This window comes from Methylocapsa sp. D3K7 (assembly GCF_029855125.1).
GTDB lineage: Bacteria > Pseudomonadota > Alphaproteobacteria > Rhizobiales > Beijerinckiaceae > Methylocapsa.
In genome coordinates this window covers 948,510-965,201 of sequence record NZ_CP123229.1, presented here as the reverse complement: position 1 = coordinate 965,201, position 16,692 = coordinate 948,510, and the positions used below count along the sequence as shown (strand labels likewise).

The 16,692-nt window shown below is 56.2% G+C and carries 16 protein-coding genes and 1 tRNA gene; 6 read left to right on the top strand and 11 right to left on the bottom strand.

Annotation, left to right across the window (positions count from 1 at the left end; genetic code table 11):
* Nucleotides 1–128 precede the first annotated feature (128 nt).
* Entirely contained in the window at nucleotides 129–479 is a 351-nt protein-coding gene (locus tag QEV83_RS04425; RefSeq protein WP_280130040.1) for a metalloregulator ArsR/SmtB family transcription factor, read from the top strand.
* 50 nt (nucleotides 480–529) lie between these two features.
* On the opposite strand, the gene QEV83_RS04420 is transcribed toward QEV83_RS04425, so the two are convergent.
* Both QEV83_RS04420 and QEV83_RS04415 read right to left on the bottom strand, forming a co-directional pair.
* On the bottom strand, nucleotides 530–1,033 hold the full coding sequence (locus QEV83_RS04420) for a hypothetical protein (RefSeq protein WP_280130039.1): 504 nt from the start codon (nucleotides 1,031–1,033) through the stop codon (nucleotides 530–532).
* A 62-nt stretch (nucleotides 1,034–1,095) separates the two neighbouring features.
* Nucleotides 1,096–2,373 carry an argininosuccinate synthase gene (locus QEV83_RS04415; protein ID WP_280130038.1) on the bottom strand — a complete coding sequence of 426 codons (1,278 nt, stop codon included), beginning with the start codon at nucleotides 2,371–2,373 and terminating at the stop codon, nucleotides 1,096–1,098.
* A gap of 230 nt (nucleotides 2,374–2,603) precedes the next feature.
* On the opposite strand from QEV83_RS04415, the gene QEV83_RS04410 reads away from it, so the two are divergent.
* Nucleotides 2,604–3,431 (top strand): porin family protein, encoded by an 828-nt coding sequence (locus tag QEV83_RS04410; RefSeq protein WP_280130037.1) that lies wholly within the window; start codon nucleotides 2,604–2,606, stop codon nucleotides 3,429–3,431.
* A 112-nt stretch (nucleotides 3,432–3,543) separates the two neighbouring features.
* A complete protein-coding gene (locus QEV83_RS04405) occupies nucleotides 3,544–4,308 on the top strand; it encodes a DUF1499 domain-containing protein (protein WP_280130036.1) in 765 nt (254 codons plus the stop codon).
* Nucleotides 4,309–4,354: 46 nt separating this feature from the next.
* On the opposite strand, the gene QEV83_RS04400 is transcribed toward QEV83_RS04405, so the two are convergent.
* The gene (locus QEV83_RS04400) at nucleotides 4,355–5,281 is read right to left on the bottom strand and encodes an MBL fold metallo-hydrolase (RefSeq protein WP_280130035.1); all 927 of its coding nucleotides are present in this window, start codon (nucleotides 5,279–5,281) and stop codon (nucleotides 4,355–4,357) included.
* Nucleotides 5,282–5,467: 186 nt separating this feature from the next.
* Here QEV83_RS04400 and QEV83_RS04395 point away from each other — a divergent pair.
* Nucleotides 5,468–5,554: transfer RNA gene (locus QEV83_RS04395), tRNA-Leu, on the top strand.
* A 522-nt stretch (nucleotides 5,555–6,076) separates the two neighbouring features.
* On the opposite strand, the gene QEV83_RS04390 is transcribed toward QEV83_RS04395, so the two are convergent.
* Nucleotides 6,077–7,453 carry a hypothetical protein gene (locus QEV83_RS04390; RefSeq protein WP_280130034.1) on the bottom strand — a complete coding sequence of 459 codons (1,377 nt, stop codon included), beginning with the start codon at nucleotides 7,451–7,453 and terminating at the stop codon, nucleotides 6,077–6,079.
* Nucleotides 7,454–7,736: 283 nt separating this feature from the next.
* Nucleotides 7,737–8,030, bottom strand: a complete 294-nt coding sequence (locus QEV83_RS04385; RefSeq protein WP_280130033.1) for a hypothetical protein — start codon at nucleotides 8,028–8,030, stop codon at nucleotides 7,737–7,739.
* 390 nt (nucleotides 8,031–8,420) lie between these two features.
* Between QEV83_RS04385 and QEV83_RS04380 the strand changes: the two genes are divergently transcribed.
* On the top strand, nucleotides 8,421–8,741 hold the full coding sequence (locus tag QEV83_RS04380; RefSeq protein ID WP_280130032.1) for a hypothetical protein: 321 nt from the start codon (nucleotides 8,421–8,423) through the stop codon (nucleotides 8,739–8,741).
* A gap of 20 nt (nucleotides 8,742–8,761) precedes the next feature.
* Here QEV83_RS04380 and QEV83_RS04375 read toward each other — a convergent pair whose 3' ends face one another.
* A complete protein-coding gene (locus QEV83_RS04375; protein ID WP_280130031.1) occupies nucleotides 8,762–8,947 on the bottom strand; it encodes a hypothetical protein in 186 nt (61 codons plus the stop codon).
* 297 nt (nucleotides 8,948–9,244) lie between these two features.
* On the bottom strand, nucleotides 9,245–11,173 hold the full coding sequence (locus QEV83_RS04370; RefSeq protein WP_280130030.1) for a potassium transporter Kup: 1,929 nt from the start codon (nucleotides 11,171–11,173) through the stop codon (nucleotides 9,245–9,247).
* 589 nt (nucleotides 11,174–11,762) lie between these two features.
* Between QEV83_RS04370 and QEV83_RS04365 the strand changes: the two genes are divergently transcribed.
* Nucleotides 11,763–12,176, top strand: a complete 414-nt coding sequence (locus QEV83_RS04365; RefSeq protein ID WP_280130029.1) for a hypothetical protein — start codon at nucleotides 11,763–11,765, stop codon at nucleotides 12,174–12,176.
* A 22-nt stretch (nucleotides 12,177–12,198) separates the two neighbouring features.
* Here QEV83_RS04365 and QEV83_RS04360 read toward each other — a convergent pair whose 3' ends face one another.
* Genes QEV83_RS04360 through QEV83_RS04345 form a run of 4 tightly spaced genes read right to left on the bottom strand, consistent with a single transcriptional unit; the run spans nucleotide 12,199 to nucleotide 16,326 of the window.
* A complete protein-coding gene (locus QEV83_RS04360; RefSeq protein ID WP_280130028.1) occupies nucleotides 12,199–13,251 on the bottom strand; it encodes a sulfate ABC transporter ATP-binding protein in 1,053 nt (350 codons plus the stop codon).
* Nucleotides 13,248–14,282 carry an ABC transporter permease subunit gene (locus tag QEV83_RS04355; protein ID WP_280130027.1) on the bottom strand — a complete coding sequence of 345 codons (1,035 nt, stop codon included), beginning with the start codon at nucleotides 14,280–14,282 and terminating at the stop codon, nucleotides 13,248–13,250. The genes QEV83_RS04360 and QEV83_RS04355 overlap by 4 nt, the downstream gene beginning before the upstream one ends.
* Nucleotides 14,283–14,332: 50 nt before the next feature.
* Nucleotides 14,333–15,307 (bottom strand): ABC transporter permease subunit, encoded by a 975-nt coding sequence (locus QEV83_RS04350; RefSeq protein WP_280130026.1) that lies wholly within the window; start codon nucleotides 15,305–15,307, stop codon nucleotides 14,333–14,335.
* A complete protein-coding gene (locus tag QEV83_RS04345; RefSeq protein WP_280130964.1) occupies nucleotides 15,304–16,326 on the bottom strand; it encodes a sulfate ABC transporter substrate-binding protein in 1,023 nt (340 codons plus the stop codon). The genes QEV83_RS04350 and QEV83_RS04345 overlap by 4 nt, the downstream gene beginning before the upstream one ends.
* Nucleotides 16,327–16,692: the final 366 nt, after the last annotated feature.

Below are 16,692 nucleotides of genomic sequence, written 5' to 3'. Positions count from 1 at the left end.
CTCGCGACGCGAGATTTGTTGTCTGGAATGTATTCAATAAATACGATATATTTTGCTGGAAGATGTGATTTCTTTCTAATTACAAAGCCGTGCCGTTAAATCCGATGCGGGCTTACCTAGGACAGGACATGGCGAACAAGCAGTCAAAGCCCCGCGACGCCCCAGCAAACTTTGAGTTAATGGCCGACCGCGCGCGGCAAGCGAGCAAATTTCTCAAGGCACTGTCGCATGAATCGCGTCTTTTGATTCTTTGCCACCTCTCCGATGGCGAGAAATCCGTGTCCGATCTCGAAGAACTATTGGACTTGCGGCAATCGACGGTATCGCAGCAACTCGCCCGCCTTCGTCTCGACGGTCTCGTCGAGACGAAGCGCGATGGAAAGGCAATCTTTTACAGTTTGGCGAACGAAGACGTGCGGACGATTCTTAAGGCTATCTACAATGTTTTTTGTGGAAAGCCGAACCGCGGCGTGCGCTAGGATTGCTTGACGCTCGGCCAAGAACCGCCGCGCCGCGATTCAACGCAGCATTAGCGGTGATGTCCGCCGCCGTGCCCGCCGCCGCCGTGCCCGCCGCCACCACCACCATGCCAGCCGCCACCGCCACCATGCCAGCCGCCACCGCCACCATGCCAGCCGCCACCGCCACCATGCCAGCCGCCACCGCCACCATGCCAGCCGCCACCACCACCATGCCAGCCGCCGTTCCAGCCTCTCCCGCGCCAGCCGTAGCCTCCGCCCCAGCCATTCCAGCCGTAGCCTCCGCCCCAGCCATAGCCGTAACGCCACGGATAACCGCACCAGTACCAGCCAGGTCCCTGCCAGCCATTGCCGTACCAGCAGTAGTTGTAGCCACCCCAGAAATACTGGACTTTTTCCAACGGAAAGGTTGTGGTTGCGGTAAGGCCAGGGTTGGAGATCGGAATCGATGCCGCTTGTGCACCAAATCCCGCACTTCCGGCCATCAATGCGGCCGCCGCTGAACTCGTGATCAACCGGCGCATATGTGTCTCCTTGGTGGCTTCCTGAAGCATTGTCGCATCTTTTGTTTTTTTCTGACGATAATGTCTAAAACTTGGGCGTCCAGATAAAAAAATCAATCGTGTTCATTCAGAAAAAAGTGTTCGGACTGCTTACTTAGCTCCATCTTCCGGGCGCGTTTGGCGAGGGTGCGCAGTCGCAGGGCGTTGAGCTTGATGAAGCCTGCCGCATCGCGATGATCATAAGCGCTCGCACCTTCCTCGAAGGTCACGAGATCTTGATCGTAGAGCGAATATGCACTGGAGCGGCCGACGACGAAGGCCGAGCCCTTGAACAGTTTCAGACGTACCCGGCCGGTAACGAATTCCTGACTGCGGTCGATTAATGCTTGCAGCATTTCGCGTTCCGGCGAAAACCAAAAGCCATTGTAGATGAGCTCGGCATATTTCGGCATCAACTCGTCCTTCAGATGCGCGGCGCCACGATCGAGCGTGATCTGCTCGATGCCGCGATGCGCATAATAAAGGATCGTGCCTCCGGGTGTCTCATACATGCCGCGTGATTTCATGCCGACGAAGCGGTTTTCGACGAGATCGAGACGCCCAACTCCATGCGTGCGGCCTAGCGCGTTCAAATGCGCGAGCAGAGTTGCCGGCGACATCGGCTTGCCATTGACGGCGACCGCATCTCCTCGCTCGAAATCGATTTCGGCATATTCGGGCTCGTTGGGCGCATCCTCCGGATTGACGGTGCGAGAATAAACATAGTCCGGTACCTCTTGTGCCGGGTCTTCCAGCACCTTGCCTTCCGAGGACACATGCAGAAGATTGGCGTCGACCGAGAAGGGCGCATCGCCGCGCTTGTCCTTGGCGATCGGAATCTGGTTTTGCTCCGCGAAAGCGATGAGCGCGCTGCGCGAGGTCAAGTCCCATTCCCGCCAGGGAGCGATGACCTTGATGTCGGGCTCCAGCGCATAATAGGAAAGCTCAAAACGTACCTGATCGTTGCCCTTGCCGGTGGCGCCATGCGCCACCGCGTCGGCGCCGGTTTTGCGGGCAATCTCGATCTGCTTTTTCGCGATCAGTGGCCGCGCGATCGAAGTGCCGAGGAGATAAAGTCCCTCATACTGGGCATTGGCGCGAAACATCGGAAACACGTAGTCGCGGACAAATTCCTCGCGCAGATCCTCGATGAAAATATGCTCCGGCTTGATGCCGAGCAGCAACGCCTTTTGGCGTGCAGGTTCCAACTCCTCGCCTTGACCAAGGTCAGCGGTGAAGGTCACCACCTCGCAGCCGTAATTTGTTTGCAGCCATTTGAGGATGATGGATGTATCGAGACCGCCTGAATAGGCGAGCACGACTCTTTTGACGTCTTTTGTTAAACCAGCCATTGAGAACTCGCGGGGTTAAGAAGCCGCGCGACTATAGTGGCGATGCCGGGCCGCGCAAGTGCATCTCCGTTGTTCGGTTCGAAAAGCGCGCGGATTTAAGGCTTGCGCCAAGCTGGCGGTGCTGTCCGCCTAAGGCGTCATGGTTAAGTGGCGTTTAAGCAATAAGCTCCAATCTTCCAATCGCATTGAACCCGGCCGCGGCTCCCGGGCGATTCGAAAGGATGAAACCCATGAGTTCAAAAAATTTCGTGCGCAACATGGTGTGGGCGGCGGCCGTGGCAGGCCTTGTCTCATTCGTGGAGCGCTCGGCGGCGGCCGATTATTGGGTGCCTCCGGGCGACGGCGTTCCGGCGCTGCCCGACGACGAAGTCCAATTCGCGTCCAATTGGTACGTTCGTGGCGATCTTGCCTATGCGCAAGAATCCTTTCCCAAAATAGCGCCAGATTCGACGTTCGGCGCATCGCAGTCCGTGCTCAACAGTTACAGCGCTGGAGTTGGAGGCGGTTACAAGATCAATGATTGGTTCCGAACGGACCTCATTCTCGATTATCGCTCAAAGGTTCAGGCGGCCGCGATCGGTCCTTCGATCCGATGCATCACGGCCGTTGACGCTTCGGGAAATGTTACAGCGACCGATATTTGCACCAGCCATCTGAACACCGAAATCCACCGCTGGGATTTATTGGCCAATGGCTATGTCGATCTTGCCACATGGGGTGGCTTCACACCCTATATCGGCGCTGGCGCCGGTGTCACTTGGTCGCGAAACTGGCAATCCGACACTTGGACAATGAGCAATGGTTTGCCCTATCAAGTGAGCACCAATGGGTTCTTCTTCGATTTCGATCGCAGCCAAACGCGCATGCACTATCAATTTGCCTGGGCGCTCATGGCCGGTGTCGCGATCGCGATGACCGATCATGCGCAACTTGACGTCGGTTACCGTTTTCTTGATCTTGGAACGGTTTCCGGCTTTTCCGGTCTGACAGGCACGTCCGTGTCGCAAAGGGTATTTGTCAATGAACTGCGCGCTGGCGTTCGCTATATGATCGATTAAAGCCTTTTCGGCGTATAGTTGCAACAGCGGCGGCGGCGTGTAAGAGCTACAACAATTCCCCGTGAGGATCCACGCTGCCGGAGGCGGGGCCGGCCGCAAGAGGGTATTTTGCATGCGGCGTCTGATCATCGAGGAGCCCTATTCCACGGCGGCCTTACTTAGCCGCCGTCTTGCGATCTTTGCGCTTGCTGTCGCGCTTGTGGGCATCGCGGGGGTTGGCCGCGGGCTTGATCTGCTGGCGGTCCTCGGCGGTTCCTTGCTCATCGCTTGCGCCGCGATATTGACAGCGATTTTAGCCTTCGTGGTCATTTGGCGCAGCGGCCGCAAGGGGGCTGGGCAGGCCTTTGCGGGACTGCTTCTGGCCGCCTTGCTCCTCGCTTACCCGGCCTATCTCGTACAACAAACCCTGCGGCTGCCGCCGCTTCCCGACGTTTCAACAGATCTTACAAATCCGCCGGATTTTTCGCTGTCGCGCGAGGCGTTGGCTGCCCGTGCGGGCGCGACACCCGCGAGTGTTCCCATCGCGCGCCGTAAGATACAGCTCAAGGTCTATCCGCAAATCCAGCCAATTCTTCTCGATCTCGAAGCCCAGGATGCCTTCAATGCCGCCATTCAGGCGATGAGGGCGACGGGCTGGAAAATCGTCGATCAGAGGCCTCAGGGGGGACGTTCTGGCGTCGCCCACATTGACGCGATAGCCAACAGTTTTCTGCTCGGTTTTCCGACCGATGTCACATTGAGACTGCGGCCGCTTGCCGGCCAAACGCGAATCGACATCCGGTCGGCGTCGCGCTTCGCGCCTTACGATTTTGGCGCCAATTCGCGCAACGTCGCCAATTTCGAGACCGCGCTGACGGCCGTCGTCGATAAGAAGTAAGCGCCGCGGAATCGCCGTAAATTGTGCGGGGCTGGCGCGGCCTCACCTAGGATGGGTGGTAATGCGCGGCGAGTGTTACCGCTGCGTTGGTTCTGACAAGCCCTCTCTCGACGAGATCCTCGAGATGCGCGAGAACCGAAAGCGCGGCGGCGAAAGTCAGCGCTGGATCGAGGCCTTGATAGACTTTGGCAACAATTGCCGGAATTGCGGTATCTCCCGCCTTCAAGCGGGCGAGGATCGATTGTTCGCGCATTCGGCGATGTTTGATAAGTGCCTGCACGAAATTGCGCGGCTGCCGAACCGGGCCGCCATGGCCGGGCCAATATATTTTGTCGTCACGCATCAAAAGTTTGGCGAGCGATGCCATGTAGTGACGCATCGCGCCTTCCGGCGGTACAACGACCGTGGTCGACCACGCCATCACATGGTCGCCTGAGAAGAGGGCATTTTCTTGCGGCAAGGCGAACGCTCGGTGATTGATCGCGTGGCCAGGTGTCTCGACGCAGACGAGGGAGAAATCTTTAAAATCGATCGCTTCTCCCTCATGCAGAACCGTGTCCGGCGTGTAGCCGAAATCATTGGCCGCATCGATGGGATGACCGGAAGGCTGGCGCGAAAAGTCGTGCGGCGGGCAGCCAAAGATTCGTGCTCCCGTCGCGGCTTGCAAAGCGCGCGCGCCGGGGGAATGATCCTTATGTGTATGGGTGACGAAAATTGCTGTAACGGTCTCGCCGCGCAAGCCCGCAAGCAGCGCCGCGAGATGTTCTGGACTGTCCGGCCCGGGATCGATGATCGCCACCTCGCCGTCTCCTACGAGGTAGGTGCAGGTTCCGGTAAATGTCATCGGGCCGGGATTTCCCGCGATAATACGGCGGACAAGGGGCGACACGCGGATAAGTTTTCCGGGTTCTCCGGGAACGGACCGGTCGAAGGGAACTTCCACAAGTTGTGCGGTTTCTGGGGGCTCAGTCATCGTTCTGTTGCTTGTTGCGGTCGTAATCCACCAATATAAAACAAAGATCTAAGGGCCAACTGCTATTCAGCTTGCAGCAATCAAGGTCGAGGGTTGTCGCGGCTAGGGCGTTATGGCAGATAGGGAGCCTTGGGAGCCATAGGAGTCGCGCCGCGTTAGTCAGGCCGAATCGAATTGAGGCTCAATGCGGGCGTGGCGGAACTGGTAGACGCGCTGGACTCAAAATCCAGTTCTGGTGACAGAGTGCCGGTTCGATTCCGGCCGCCCGCACCATAAATCAAATCAATATGTTAGCAGAGGTAAAAATCGCTAACGCTTCCCAGAAATTGCGCTTGGCAAGCAAAAGCGGCAATTCGTTTCGGCCTGCCCGGCGTCAAGGAGGCGGGAAGCCGACAATCCCACGTTTGACAAAAAGCACTTCGCAATCACGCTCTGAGCGAACGCTACGAATTCCCTCTCGCTCCTGTCCTCCCAGCGCATGCACCGTTTAATGGATGCATCCACAGGGGCTCTTAATTCAAGGCTATAATGTTTGGCGTTGATAAGGGCGGACGTTTCTTTGTTCGATGCAACGCTTCCAACGCAAGACGCTTGGTCATCTTATATCGACGGTTCCGGAATGCGCCTATCCGCAAGTCTGGAGCCGAGGGCAATGTGAGAAGGGGCAAAGATTATTTTCCTGCCCTCTCCCATTGCACGAGCTATTTTGATTTTTCAAGTTAAGTTCAAGGTTGGATTGTGGGCGAACAAAAAAATGCAATGCGCCGCTCACTCGTTCCGAGCGGCGTATTCCAATCAAAGCCCCGCATGACCTTTCGGAGAACCGACCCCGGTACAAAAATCCCATGAAGGTGGCACCCATCCGTTTATGTTGTTGGTCGCATAACCTGCGAATGGGCCACATATGCCGTGCACAACATTGTTGAATCTTCGCCACGGCCCAAATCGCGGATGCTCGCTATTTGCATAGATCGTTGTCAGCTCCGACGCCGTGTTGGGGGCGAAGCGGCCGGCCCCATTCGTCATCGCTGCAACGAGCGGTGACGAAACACTCGTTCCCCCCACAATGTACCAGCTGCCGGGGGGCATCCCGCAGCCGAGACCGCAGGTAACCCAAACCCCCGTGATCGGATTAGCGTCAGCCGAAATGTCGGGTACACCCCGCTGCGTTCCAACGATCGAGCGGATGCTATTCTGGTAAGCGGGCCTTGGAACGATTGCGCTCGATCCTCCACCTCCGTCCGACCAGCTGGATTCAAAACGGAAAGCGCCGGTAGAAGGCCAGCGAGAAGTGCTCGTCCCCCCAACAGCAACGACATTCGCCGAGGTCGATGGCCAAGACACACCGGGCGCATCCCCCGTGGAAGCAAAATAGACGACTTTGGGTGTCAAAAAGTGAGTGTCGAAAGCCACCTGACCCGCGAATTCATCTCCTCCCCAGCTGTTCGAGACCTCGCCACCACCCACGACGGCCACGAGGCCGCTCGCCACATCTTCGGCGACGATAAGATCGGCGGGGGAATCCGATGCAGCCTCTACCAGGATTACTTTTGCGTTTGGCGCCATCGCGTGAGCCATCTCGATGTCGAGTGCCTCTTCGAGCGCCCAGTTGGTATCGTTGGCCGGTTGAACGCCGGATGCATAGACGACCTGGAAATTCGTAGCCGTAGGTGCCGGAAGGCCGAATTGAGACGAAAATAATGTCAGATCGGCCAAAGCCGATGGGTTGTCGAAAGCATCGACGATGGCGATGACCTTGCTGCCGCGGTTCGAAACCGTTGTGACTGTATTGGGATCGCACCCGGGCGTCACAGCGACCAAGCCATAGATGCAGGCAAGGGAGGCTGGCGTTTCAAAAAAATATCCAGGGAAAGGCGGGCCAACCAGGGGGCGGGCGACCGACGCCTGCGGCTTCATCGGTTCGTTCGGCACGAACACGCGGGTATTCGTGTGAGCACGTTTGCCTGCATCCCCGGGAGTGGGAATGCTCGACTGCGGGATGACAACGTGCCCCCCGGTGCCGGGGGATGTCGGCCAAGGTCTTACGTTTGGAACACGGATCGCCCCAGCTAAAGTCTGTGGCGGCGCAGCATCATTATTGCTGACCTGGGCCTGGGCCATGCCGATCATTAGCAAAACCCCGGCGAATACCTTTGCTGAGTTCAAAAGCATGATCAATCACCTGTTTCAGTATGAACGGTAAAAAACAGCATTTTTCTATTAAGCTGTGTAGCTCTCATCCCGTGCGCGCATTGCGCCTCGTGGATGAACGCGCGTTGCCTTCGCCACAATCAATAAAGTTTTCATCAGATCCAGAAGGTCCAGATCGCGCCGAACCTGGCTTTTGGAGATCAGTGGCATCCTGCCACCCGTGCATTAAAACCGCTGCAGCCGGACGCACCCAATCGGTGCAAATTTGTAAAATTTAGTATATTAAATTTATAGCAAAAATTATCTAAATAAATCTTCGATTTGCGGGAGTCATGAGCCGCTGGTTTGCGAGCCGCCACAGGGGCTCAACCTCTTTCGCCGAGTCTTCCTCCTCGACGAGCCGGATAGCGATCACGAGCAAGATTGCTCCGCTGATGATTTTTACGAAACGCAAAGCAAGAATCTGCGCTACGGAAAGTGTAAAGACGACGCGCAGCGCGATCGCCGCGGCGGCGCCCAGCCAGATCGATAAGCGGCGTTGCCGTAATGGCAAAGACCGGCAGGCTAGGGCAATGACCACAGCATTGTCGCCCGACAAGAGAATGTCGATCCAGACGATTTGAAGCAGGGGGACAAGGAAAGCCGTTGCTGGGGGATCATTTTTTGGGGCTAGGCGGGATTAACCCTGCCGTCAAGCGTCGGGAAGCGGATGAATAGGCAGGTAACAAAATGTGGAACGATGTCGTGCTGGCCGAAGGAGTGTCTGGGGTCCGCAGGATGGGACCGGTGGATCGCGGTTCCTAGCGAATCCGCCGCTATCGCCGCGACCTCCATAACCCAAATGGGTCTTGTTCATTTTGCCGCATCAGATGATTAATAATCTATTACGTTATTATCTAATGCATTGATATTAATACTATTCTCTCTGACGATGAACGATATGTAATCGATAGTCTACTATAAATCACCTTTTCAAAAGGAGGATGCGATGGGCATTCTCATTGTTAGTGGCGTTCTCATTGGTTTTATTCTGGGACAATTTTTCAAATTTTTTGTACTTGTTCCCGCATTCGCGATTGCCCTCATGTTGGTTCTGACCAACCCAGCATATTTGGAGGGCGGCTTCTTGGGCTGGTGTCTGCAAGCCGCCGCAGTGATCGTTAGCCTCCAAATTGGCTATGTCATTGGGTTGTTCGGTCCCGCATTCCAAAGAAAGCTCAGACGTTCGAAAGAATTTTCCGGCGGCGATCTCCCAGAGATTGCACCAAGGTTCGCGAAGCGCTCCGAAAATGGCCGAAGAGCAGCGTAAAACACCGTACGGCGGAAACTTCAAATCTGGCGTGGCCTAACGTGGGGGTCAAAATGAGCGGGCTCGACAACTTTGGCTTTGCTGACAATATCAATTTGCTGCGGCGTAACCTTGCCGATCTGCAAGAAATGGCTAGGCTTGGTGCCCGCATCCCGGGCGACGATCAGCGGATAGAGGCGATCAAGAGACTTCTTGCGCGATGGCAAGCTTTTGCTTCGGTTTCTATTCCGGATGGCGTCGCTCCCAATCCTCTCATCGAGTCTGGTGGAGCCGGAGAGGGGAGAGTGCGATGCTAGGGCCGCAGATGGGATGATCTAAAGGCTGGCCGAGACCGCTCTGGAAGCCTAAGGCCTCGCGACAAGGCAAATAAGTTTGATCGGTCGACGGATGTGTGGCGGGATGACGTCTGCCCAGAGGTAGTGGTTGACGAGCGCTTCGGGACCACGGGCATCTCAAATCACGGAAAAATTGGGAATCCCCACGGTCACCCCAGGGAGATGCTATTAGACCGTGACCTGGGCACCAAGCTCGACGACACGATCGGACGGGATTGAGAAGAAGTCGGTCGCGTTCGCCGCCTGTCTCGCCAGGGCGATAAAAAGTCGGTCCTGCCAAACGGGCATATCCGAATTGGGGGCGGGTTTGATGGTCCACCGCCCCAGAAAAAACGATGTCGTCATGATATCGAATTTCAAGCCAGCCTTGCGAAGCGAGGCGAGCGCGGCGGGGACACGCGGACTTTGCATGTAGCCATAATGCAGGATCACACGGGTAAAATCCTCGGAAAGTTTCTCGATTTGATAGCGCTTGCTGGCCGGAACCCGCGGCGTATCTTCGGTCAGAACCGACAAAAGCCATACGCGTTCGTGAAGGACTTTGTTGTGTTTGAGATTATGCATAAGGGCGGAAGGCGCGATCTCGGGCGAACTCGTGAGGAAGACTGCCGTCCCCTTCACCCGCATTGGTTTTGATTTCTCCAGCATACTTATAAGAGCGGGTGTCGGAATGGAATCACGGCGGAATTTTTGCGTCAGAAGCTTTGTCCCGCGAACCCATGTCAACATCACAACCATCGCGCAGCCCCCAATCAGCAGAGGCACCCAGCCGCCATCAACAATCTTCATGAGATTGGCCGTAAGAAACGCGAGATCTATGGCAAGAAACCCCGAAACGAACACGGCGGCGAGCCAAACCGGCCAACGCCAGCATTGCCACACTACGACAAAAGCAAGCGAGGTGGTCGCCACCATCGTGCCGGTCACCGCTATTCCATAGGCGGAGGCCAGCGAACTTGAAGTTTTGAACACGAGTACGAGCACCAAAACGCCTATCAGCAGCAGACGGTTGATGCGAGGAAGGAAGATCTGGCCTTCTTGCGTCTCAGACGTATGCAAAATGAGCATGCGCGGCAGCAAGCCGAGCTGAATCGCCTGGCGCACAAGAGAGAATGCGCCGGTAATGACCGCCTGACTGGCAATCACTGTCGCCATCGTGGCAAGAATGACGAGGGGTAGAAGAGCCCATTTTGGCGCGAGCAGGAAAAACGGATTGTCAACCGCCGCCGGGTTGGCGAGAACCAGCGCCCCTTGCCCGAGATAGTTCAAGCTTAAAGCCGGAAGCACGAACAGAATCCACACGGTTTGAATCGGCGCGCGGCCAAAATGACCCATGTCCGCGTAAAGCGCCTCGGCACCAGTGACCGCGAGAAAAACAGAGCCAAGCACGACAAAACCGAGCAGGCCGTGGCCGAACAGAAAGTCCAAGCCGAGGATGGGATTGAATGCGTGGAGAATGCGCGGCGAGTCGCCGATGTGGGACGCTCCCAATATTCCGATGACAAGAAAAAAAACCGCCATGATGGGGCCAAAAAAGGCGGCAACGCGAGCGGTGCCGCGCCTTTGAGCCCAAAAGAGCGACACCAGGATAATAACGGTCGCGGGCAGAATATAGGGCGAGAAAATCGGGGTGACGAGTTCGAGTCCTTCGATCGCTGAAAGCACCGAAATCGCTGGCGTGATGATCGCGTCGCCGGAAAACAGCGCCGCTCCCGCAACGCCAAGGAAAAACACCGGCGCCACGGCGTGGCCTAGCGCCGATTGAGCGAGGGCCATCAGCGAGAGGATGCCGCCTTCGCCCCGATTATCCGCATGCATCAGAAACAGCACATATTTCGCAGTCACGGTAAAGAACAGCGCCCATACAAGCAGGGATACGGTTCCAATGACCCCGCTATCTGTCACCCCGGCGGCTTTGATGTGACTTAACGATTCTCGCAGCGCGTAGAGGGGGCTCGTGCCAATATCACCGAACACAACGCCAAGGGAACCGAGGGCCAGGCCGGAGAAGGCGGTTTTTCGTGGGACGACGGATTCCCCAGCGTCCTGCTGCACGGGCGCCGGAGAACCCTGCTGTTGCGCGATTTGTTGCCCCATTTTCAAAATATCCTTCGCAGCTGCCTTCCTGCGCCGTTTCATCGCGCGAAACAAGCTTGCTGCGACGCAATATAACCGTTTGTTGGCAGAGAGAGAAGAGCTGCCTCGCCAAGTTTCGGCGTGGCATAACGCGCGGCGGTCGGGAGTCGTTGCCCCTAATCTAGGAGTGCTTGCCTTAAGAATAGCAAACTTGAGCGAAACTTGCCGGACACGCGTTCGGACGTGATCATTTGTTGGACAAAATTAGAACATAATGTAATTTTTAATAATATTTTAATTCCATCAGGTGTCATTTGGTCCCTATCGAGACACTTCCTATCCAGCGGGAAGAAGTAGCAACAGCTCAAATCAATGGGGGAGCGGGAATTGGAAAGTTTAGCTTATGCCAATGATCGGACGGGAGAAGGCGGAATCATTGTATAGTTGAGGTAAACTGTTACCCATTTGGAGCATTGACAATCGACTGCAGTCCACAAAATAATAATAAATGTCTCCATACAAAATCTACCCCCTTTAGTAAGCGTATTTTAAGCAAAGGTCATTTTCTAAGGCCTCGTGAGTTCCGCATATTTATTGAATAGGCCGCACAGTGGATGATTGCAGTGTTTATTGGAGCAGAAAGCAAAGTTTCAACCCTGCGAATGAAAGTTTTACGAGAATGTTAGCTAATATTAGGATTATATCCCTCGCCGCCCTAACTGCGATTTCAGTTCCGGCGATGGCGGATCCGGCGCCAATGGGATTGCCCGACTTCCCGATCGAAAAAACATGTGCAATGTTTTCCGGGCATCCCCGGCCGCTGGCTCTCTGTCAGGATGTTGAATCCCGGTATCGCGCTGAAGTGACAGGTTCCTGGACCCGCACGCCGGATCCCGGCCGTGAGCAATGCACGAAACTCGCAGGTCAGTCCGAACGCGGAAAATATGAAGTGCTCGCGCGTTGCTTGCGCGCGGCGATCTCGGAAGCGGCTTGGAAAGATGCTGTAGGCACCATCAAACAATAATAGTACCGGCTTCGTTTAGTTTTCAGATCGAATAATCATCTTCGAACGACCTCGTATTGTGCAGCCTTATGAAAACCTTGTCCTCGGGCTTTAGGCCTAAGTCCTTGTAGGCATGCGCGGGCAGAGCGGCGTCAATCACGGCGTGATCATCCATTCGCGCCAGTTCGACATTCACCAATGAGCCGGCAAAGGCGATATGGCTGATCCTTGCGGCGATGCCAGCACCGTCAGAATTCTCACGTCTGATTTCGATGTCATGAGGCCGCACAAACGTCACGCCGTTGGCGTCGTCCGTTGGGTTTACCACCGCAGCACCATTGCCATTGGGCTTGCGTGCGTGGAAGAGATTATAACTGCCCAAGAACTTAAAGACGAACGGATTGGCCGGACTGTCATAAATCGTCTCTGGTGAAGCGAACTGCTCGATTCTCCCTTGATTCATGACAGCAACCCTATCCGACACCTCAAGTGCTTCCTCCTGGTCGTGGGTGACAAGGATGGTCGTAACATGGATCTTGCTATGTAGTTTGCGGAGCCAGCGGCGTAGTTCGCGGCGGACCGTCGCGTCGAGAGCACCAAAAGGTTCGTCGAGCAAAAGGACGCTCGGTTCGACCGCAAGCGCCCGGGCAAGCGCCACGCGCTGCCGCTGCCCGCCGGAGAGCTGGGCTGGGTAGCGATTGACGAAGTTCTGCAGCTGAACAAGGTGCAAAAGTTCATCAACCTTGGCATGGATTTCCGCTTCCTTTGGCCGGATGCGCCAGGGCTTCGCGCGAAGGCCAAACCCGACATTTTCAAACACGCTTAGGTGCTTGAACAGCGCATAGTGCTGGAAGACAAAGCCGATGCGGCGTTTGCCGACCTCTTCGCTGGAAACATCGCGGCCGTCGAACAGGACAGGACCGCTTCCGGGGTCGGCTGATTCCATGCCGGCGATCACCCGCAGCAGTGTCGTCTTACCACAGCCGCTTGGCCCGAGCAGCGAGACAAGTTCGCCAGTTCCAACCTTGAGGCTGACGTTATCGAGCGCCTTGAATTGATTGTAGGTCTTGGTAATCGCGCTCACTTCGATGCTCATGGCTTTGCTACTCCTTCGGCCTGCCGGGTTTTTGTGTTGGTTTGGCGCTCAACGATCGCCTGGACAACCAAGGTGACCACCGCCAGCAAAGCAAGCAATGACGCAACACTGAACGCTGCCTGATTGTTGTATTCGTTCCAGAGTTTCTCGATGCGCAGCGGCATCGTGTCATTGGAATCGATGTGTCCGGAAACCACGGAAACCGCGCCGAATTCGCCGAATGTCCGCGCCGTGCACAGGATCACGCCGTAAAGTAACGCCCATTTCACATTAGGCAAGGTGACTTTCCGGAAGGTGCGCCAGCCCGAGGCGCCGAGCGAGAGCGCCGCCACCTCTTCGTCGGACCCCTGGGTTTCCATGAGCGGGATCAACGAGCGCGCGACGAACGGAAAAGTGACGAAGATCGACGCCAAGGCAATCGCGAATGGCGTGAAGATGATCCCCGTGTAGCTCTTGGTGAACTCGAATGGCCACCAATCTTGCGTAAAGCCACGCCAGTGCAGTGAGAAAATGTCTGGCCATGTCAAATTGGGAGCCCAAGCGCCCAGCACGCCGCTCCGGCCAAGCAGCAGAACGAAAATCAGGCCCGCGATGACCGGCGACACCGAGAAAGGCAGGTCGATCAATGAGACCAAAAGGGCGCGCCCCTTGAAACGGAACTTTGTCACGGACCAAGCGGCCGCCAGCCCGAAGACGATGTTGAGCGGAACAACGACCGCCGCGATAGCGACCGTGAGCCTGATCGAACTCCAGGTCTTTTCGGCCTGGCTGCGCGCTGTCGCGAGCTTGCGGCGCTCCGTGGGGCTTAACTGCGCGCCCTCGGGCGGGCTCTCCACATGAAAGACGCTCACATAAGCGTTAATACCTTTTGAAAAGGCCTGGGCGAATACGTTCACCACGGGCAGCACGATGAAGAGCGTGAGAAAGGCGATTGTTATCCCGACGATGATCCGGCGGACGCGCGGCTCGGTTGGCGGAGCCGGCTTCCCGGAGGCCGTTATGACGAGATTTTTTGCCGGTGCTCCTGCCATGAACCAGTCCTTATTTCGAGTACGCACCGGTGCGATGATGTTCGCGCAGTCTACGTTGCGGTGCTATTTTCGTGGCGGCGCGCCCACCATTGGACGCCATTGATCGCGAGCAGTATGAGAAGCGAAAAGAAAAGCAAAACAACGCCTATCGCGGTCGCTTGAGCGTAGCGAAAATCATCCAGCTTCGTGACGATTTGCAAAGGCGCGATCTGCGACTTGCCCGGGATGTTTCCAGCGATGAAGATGACCGAACCATATTCGCCGAGCGCGCGCGCGAAGGCCAAGGCCAATCCGCTGAGCCAGGCTGGAAAGATCTCAGGGAAGATCACGCGCCGCAAAATCGTCCATCGATTGGCTCCCAGACTCAACGCCGCATGTTCATATTCTGGGTCCCAATCGCGCAGAACCGGCTGCACCGTCCGCACCACGAATGGCAAGCCGACGAATATGAGGACGATGACGATACCTGTGTTCGTTGTCGAATAAGGAAAGTTCAGCCATGACAATGCATCTTGCGCCAAAACCGGCCCAAATCCGGCGAGACCCACCAGCCAGTTGATAACGCCCGCGACGTGGCGGCCAAATCCCCCGATCCAACCATCCGCCAGATAAAGCTGGCTGAAGGTCAGACCCGCGACGGCGGTCGGCAGGGCAAATGGAAAGTCGATTAGCGCGTCGAAAAACCGCCGGCCTGGGAATGGCTCGCGCACAAGCACCCAAGCGATGATCAAACCGAAGATGCCATTGACGATCGCGGCGATCGCCGACGCGGTGAAGGTGAGCTGGAAAGACGCGGCAACAATCGGATCGGTGACGGTTTGCCAGAATTCGCTCCAGCTCAGCTCCGCCGTCTTGTAAATCAAGCCGGCGAGCGGAATCAGAACCAGAACCGACAAATAAAACAGGGTATAGCCGAGAGTCAGCGGCAGCCCAGGAATGAGCCGCGACGGAGGCCGCGACGAGCGAACCTTCTGGCCCGGGGGCAATCCTGGGGTAAGGCGTTCCGCCGTCGCGTTTCCTGTCATTTGGTGGCCGGCTTATATAATTGATCGAACAAAGCACCCTCGGCAAAAAATGCTTCATGCGCATTCGTCCAGCCGCCAAAGGACTCATCAATGGTGAAGAGCGGAATCGGTGGCAAATCCTTGCTGTATTTCTTCAAGGCCTCGACGTCGCGCGGCCGGTAATGCAGCTGTCCTACCGCGTCTTGCGCCTCGGATGTGTAGAGAAATTTCAAATAGGCTTCTGCGATGTCCCTTGTGCCCTTCTTGTCCACGACTTCATCGACAACGGCGACGGGCGGTTCGGCTAGGATGCTGCTCGATGGGTAGACAATATCGAATTTGTCTTTGCCGAATTCTTCTTGGGCAAGCCAAAGCTCATTCTCCCAGTTTATCAGCACGTCGCCAAGTTGTTTCTGGGCGAAGGTAACGGTTGCGCCGCGCGCCCCGGTGTCGAGCACGGGAACATGCTTGTTATAAAATGTTTCGATGACGGCGCGGGCCTCGGCATTCTTATAGATGGGAAAATCCTTTGCCGTTCGCGCCGCCGCCTGGGATTCCTTCAGCCCCGTGAGTGTGGAAAAATCATGTGTCTTCGCATGAGCTGTCACACCCCAGAGCGCGAGGAACGCCCAGCGCGCTGCCCCGCTTGTTTTGGGATTGGCGACGATCGCCTGCACGTCCGAACGCGTCAAATCCTTCCAATCCTTGATGTTTTTTGGGTTTCCCTTGCGCACGAGAAAGCCGATAGTCGAGGTGTAAGGCGCAGAATTATAAGGCAATTTCTCCTGCCAGCCGGGCTTGATCAGACCGGCGCGCTCGATCGCGGTGATATCCCAGCCGAGAGCCAACGTGACAACATCTGCCTTCAGCCCATCGATGACCGAACGCGCCTGCTTGCTCGATCCGCCATGCGACTGTTCGAAGGTGACACTCACGCCGGTGCGGGTTTTGTAGCGCTCGGCGAACAAACTATTGATATCTGAATAAAGCTCCCGCGTCGGGTCATAAGAAACGTTAAGGATCTTCACCTCTTCGCCCATCGCGGGCAGCGGAGCAGCGGCAACCAATAGACCCAAGCAGGAAATCAACAATCCGCCGCGAATTGACCCGCGACCTTCAACGCTCAAGGACTTGACGGATTGCCGGGTATGCATTGCCCGGACGGCCAGTGCAATCGCGGCTGCCAAGTTTGGTATTTGAATTGACCTCAATATCATGAGTGCATCCTATCCTGCTTTTTGATTCCCCTTCCGGCGCGGACGATTGCGCCGAGATATATAACTAACTCTATAGAAAAAGGGATTGTCAATAGCCGGAGCGGGGCAAGAGCAGATTTCGCGGCGCGTCAGCGATGCTAAACTGGGAGGTCTGCCAGCGACCATGGGCAGGGCGCGGGGCCTTCGCGA

What these genes read in the sequence shown, in the direction of transcription:
- QEV83_RS04425 (WP_280130040.1), top strand. Translation starts at nt 129, where the DNA reads ATGGCGAACAAGCAGTCAAAGCCCCGCGACGCCCCAGCAAACTTTGAG.
- QEV83_RS04420 (WP_280130039.1), bottom strand. Translation starts at nt 1,033, where the DNA reads ATGCTTCAGGAAGCCACCAAGGAGACACATATGCGCCGGTTGATCACG.
- QEV83_RS04415 (WP_280130038.1), bottom strand. Translation starts at nt 2,373, where the DNA reads ATGGCTGGTTTAACAAAAGACGTCAAAAGAGTCGTGCTCGCCTATTCA.
- QEV83_RS04410 (WP_280130037.1), top strand. Translation starts at nt 2,604, where the DNA reads ATGAGTTCAAAAAATTTCGTGCGCAACATGGTGTGGGCGGCGGCCGTG.
- QEV83_RS04405 (WP_280130036.1), top strand. Translation starts at nt 3,544, where the DNA reads ATGCGGCGTCTGATCATCGAGGAGCCCTATTCCACGGCGGCCTTACTT.
- QEV83_RS04400 (WP_280130035.1), bottom strand. Translation starts at nt 5,281, where the DNA reads ATGACTGAGCCCCCAGAAACCGCACAACTTGTGGAAGTTCCCTTCGAC.
- QEV83_RS04390 (WP_280130034.1), bottom strand. Translation starts at nt 7,453, where the DNA reads ATGCTTTTGAACTCAGCAAAGGTATTCGCCGGGGTTTTGCTAATGATC.
- QEV83_RS04380 (WP_280130032.1), top strand. Translation starts at nt 8,421, where the DNA reads ATGGGCATTCTCATTGTTAGTGGCGTTCTCATTGGTTTTATTCTGGGA.
- QEV83_RS04370 (WP_280130030.1), bottom strand. Translation starts at nt 11,173, where the DNA reads ATGGGGCAACAAATCGCGCAACAGCAGGGTTCTCCGGCGCCCGTGCAG.
- QEV83_RS04360 (WP_280130028.1), bottom strand. Translation starts at nt 13,251, where the DNA reads ATGAGCATCGAAGTGAGCGCGATTACCAAGACCTACAATCAATTCAAG.
- QEV83_RS04355 (WP_280130027.1), bottom strand. Translation starts at nt 14,282, where the DNA reads ATGGCAGGAGCACCGGCAAAAAATCTCGTCATAACGGCCTCCGGGAAG.
- QEV83_RS04350 (WP_280130026.1), bottom strand. Translation starts at nt 15,307, where the DNA reads ATGACAGGAAACGCGACGGCGGAACGCCTTACCCCAGGATTGCCCCCG.
- QEV83_RS04345 (WP_280130964.1), bottom strand. Translation starts at nt 16,326, where the DNA reads ATGGGCGAAGAGGTGAAGATCCTTAACGTTTCTTATGACCCGACGCGG.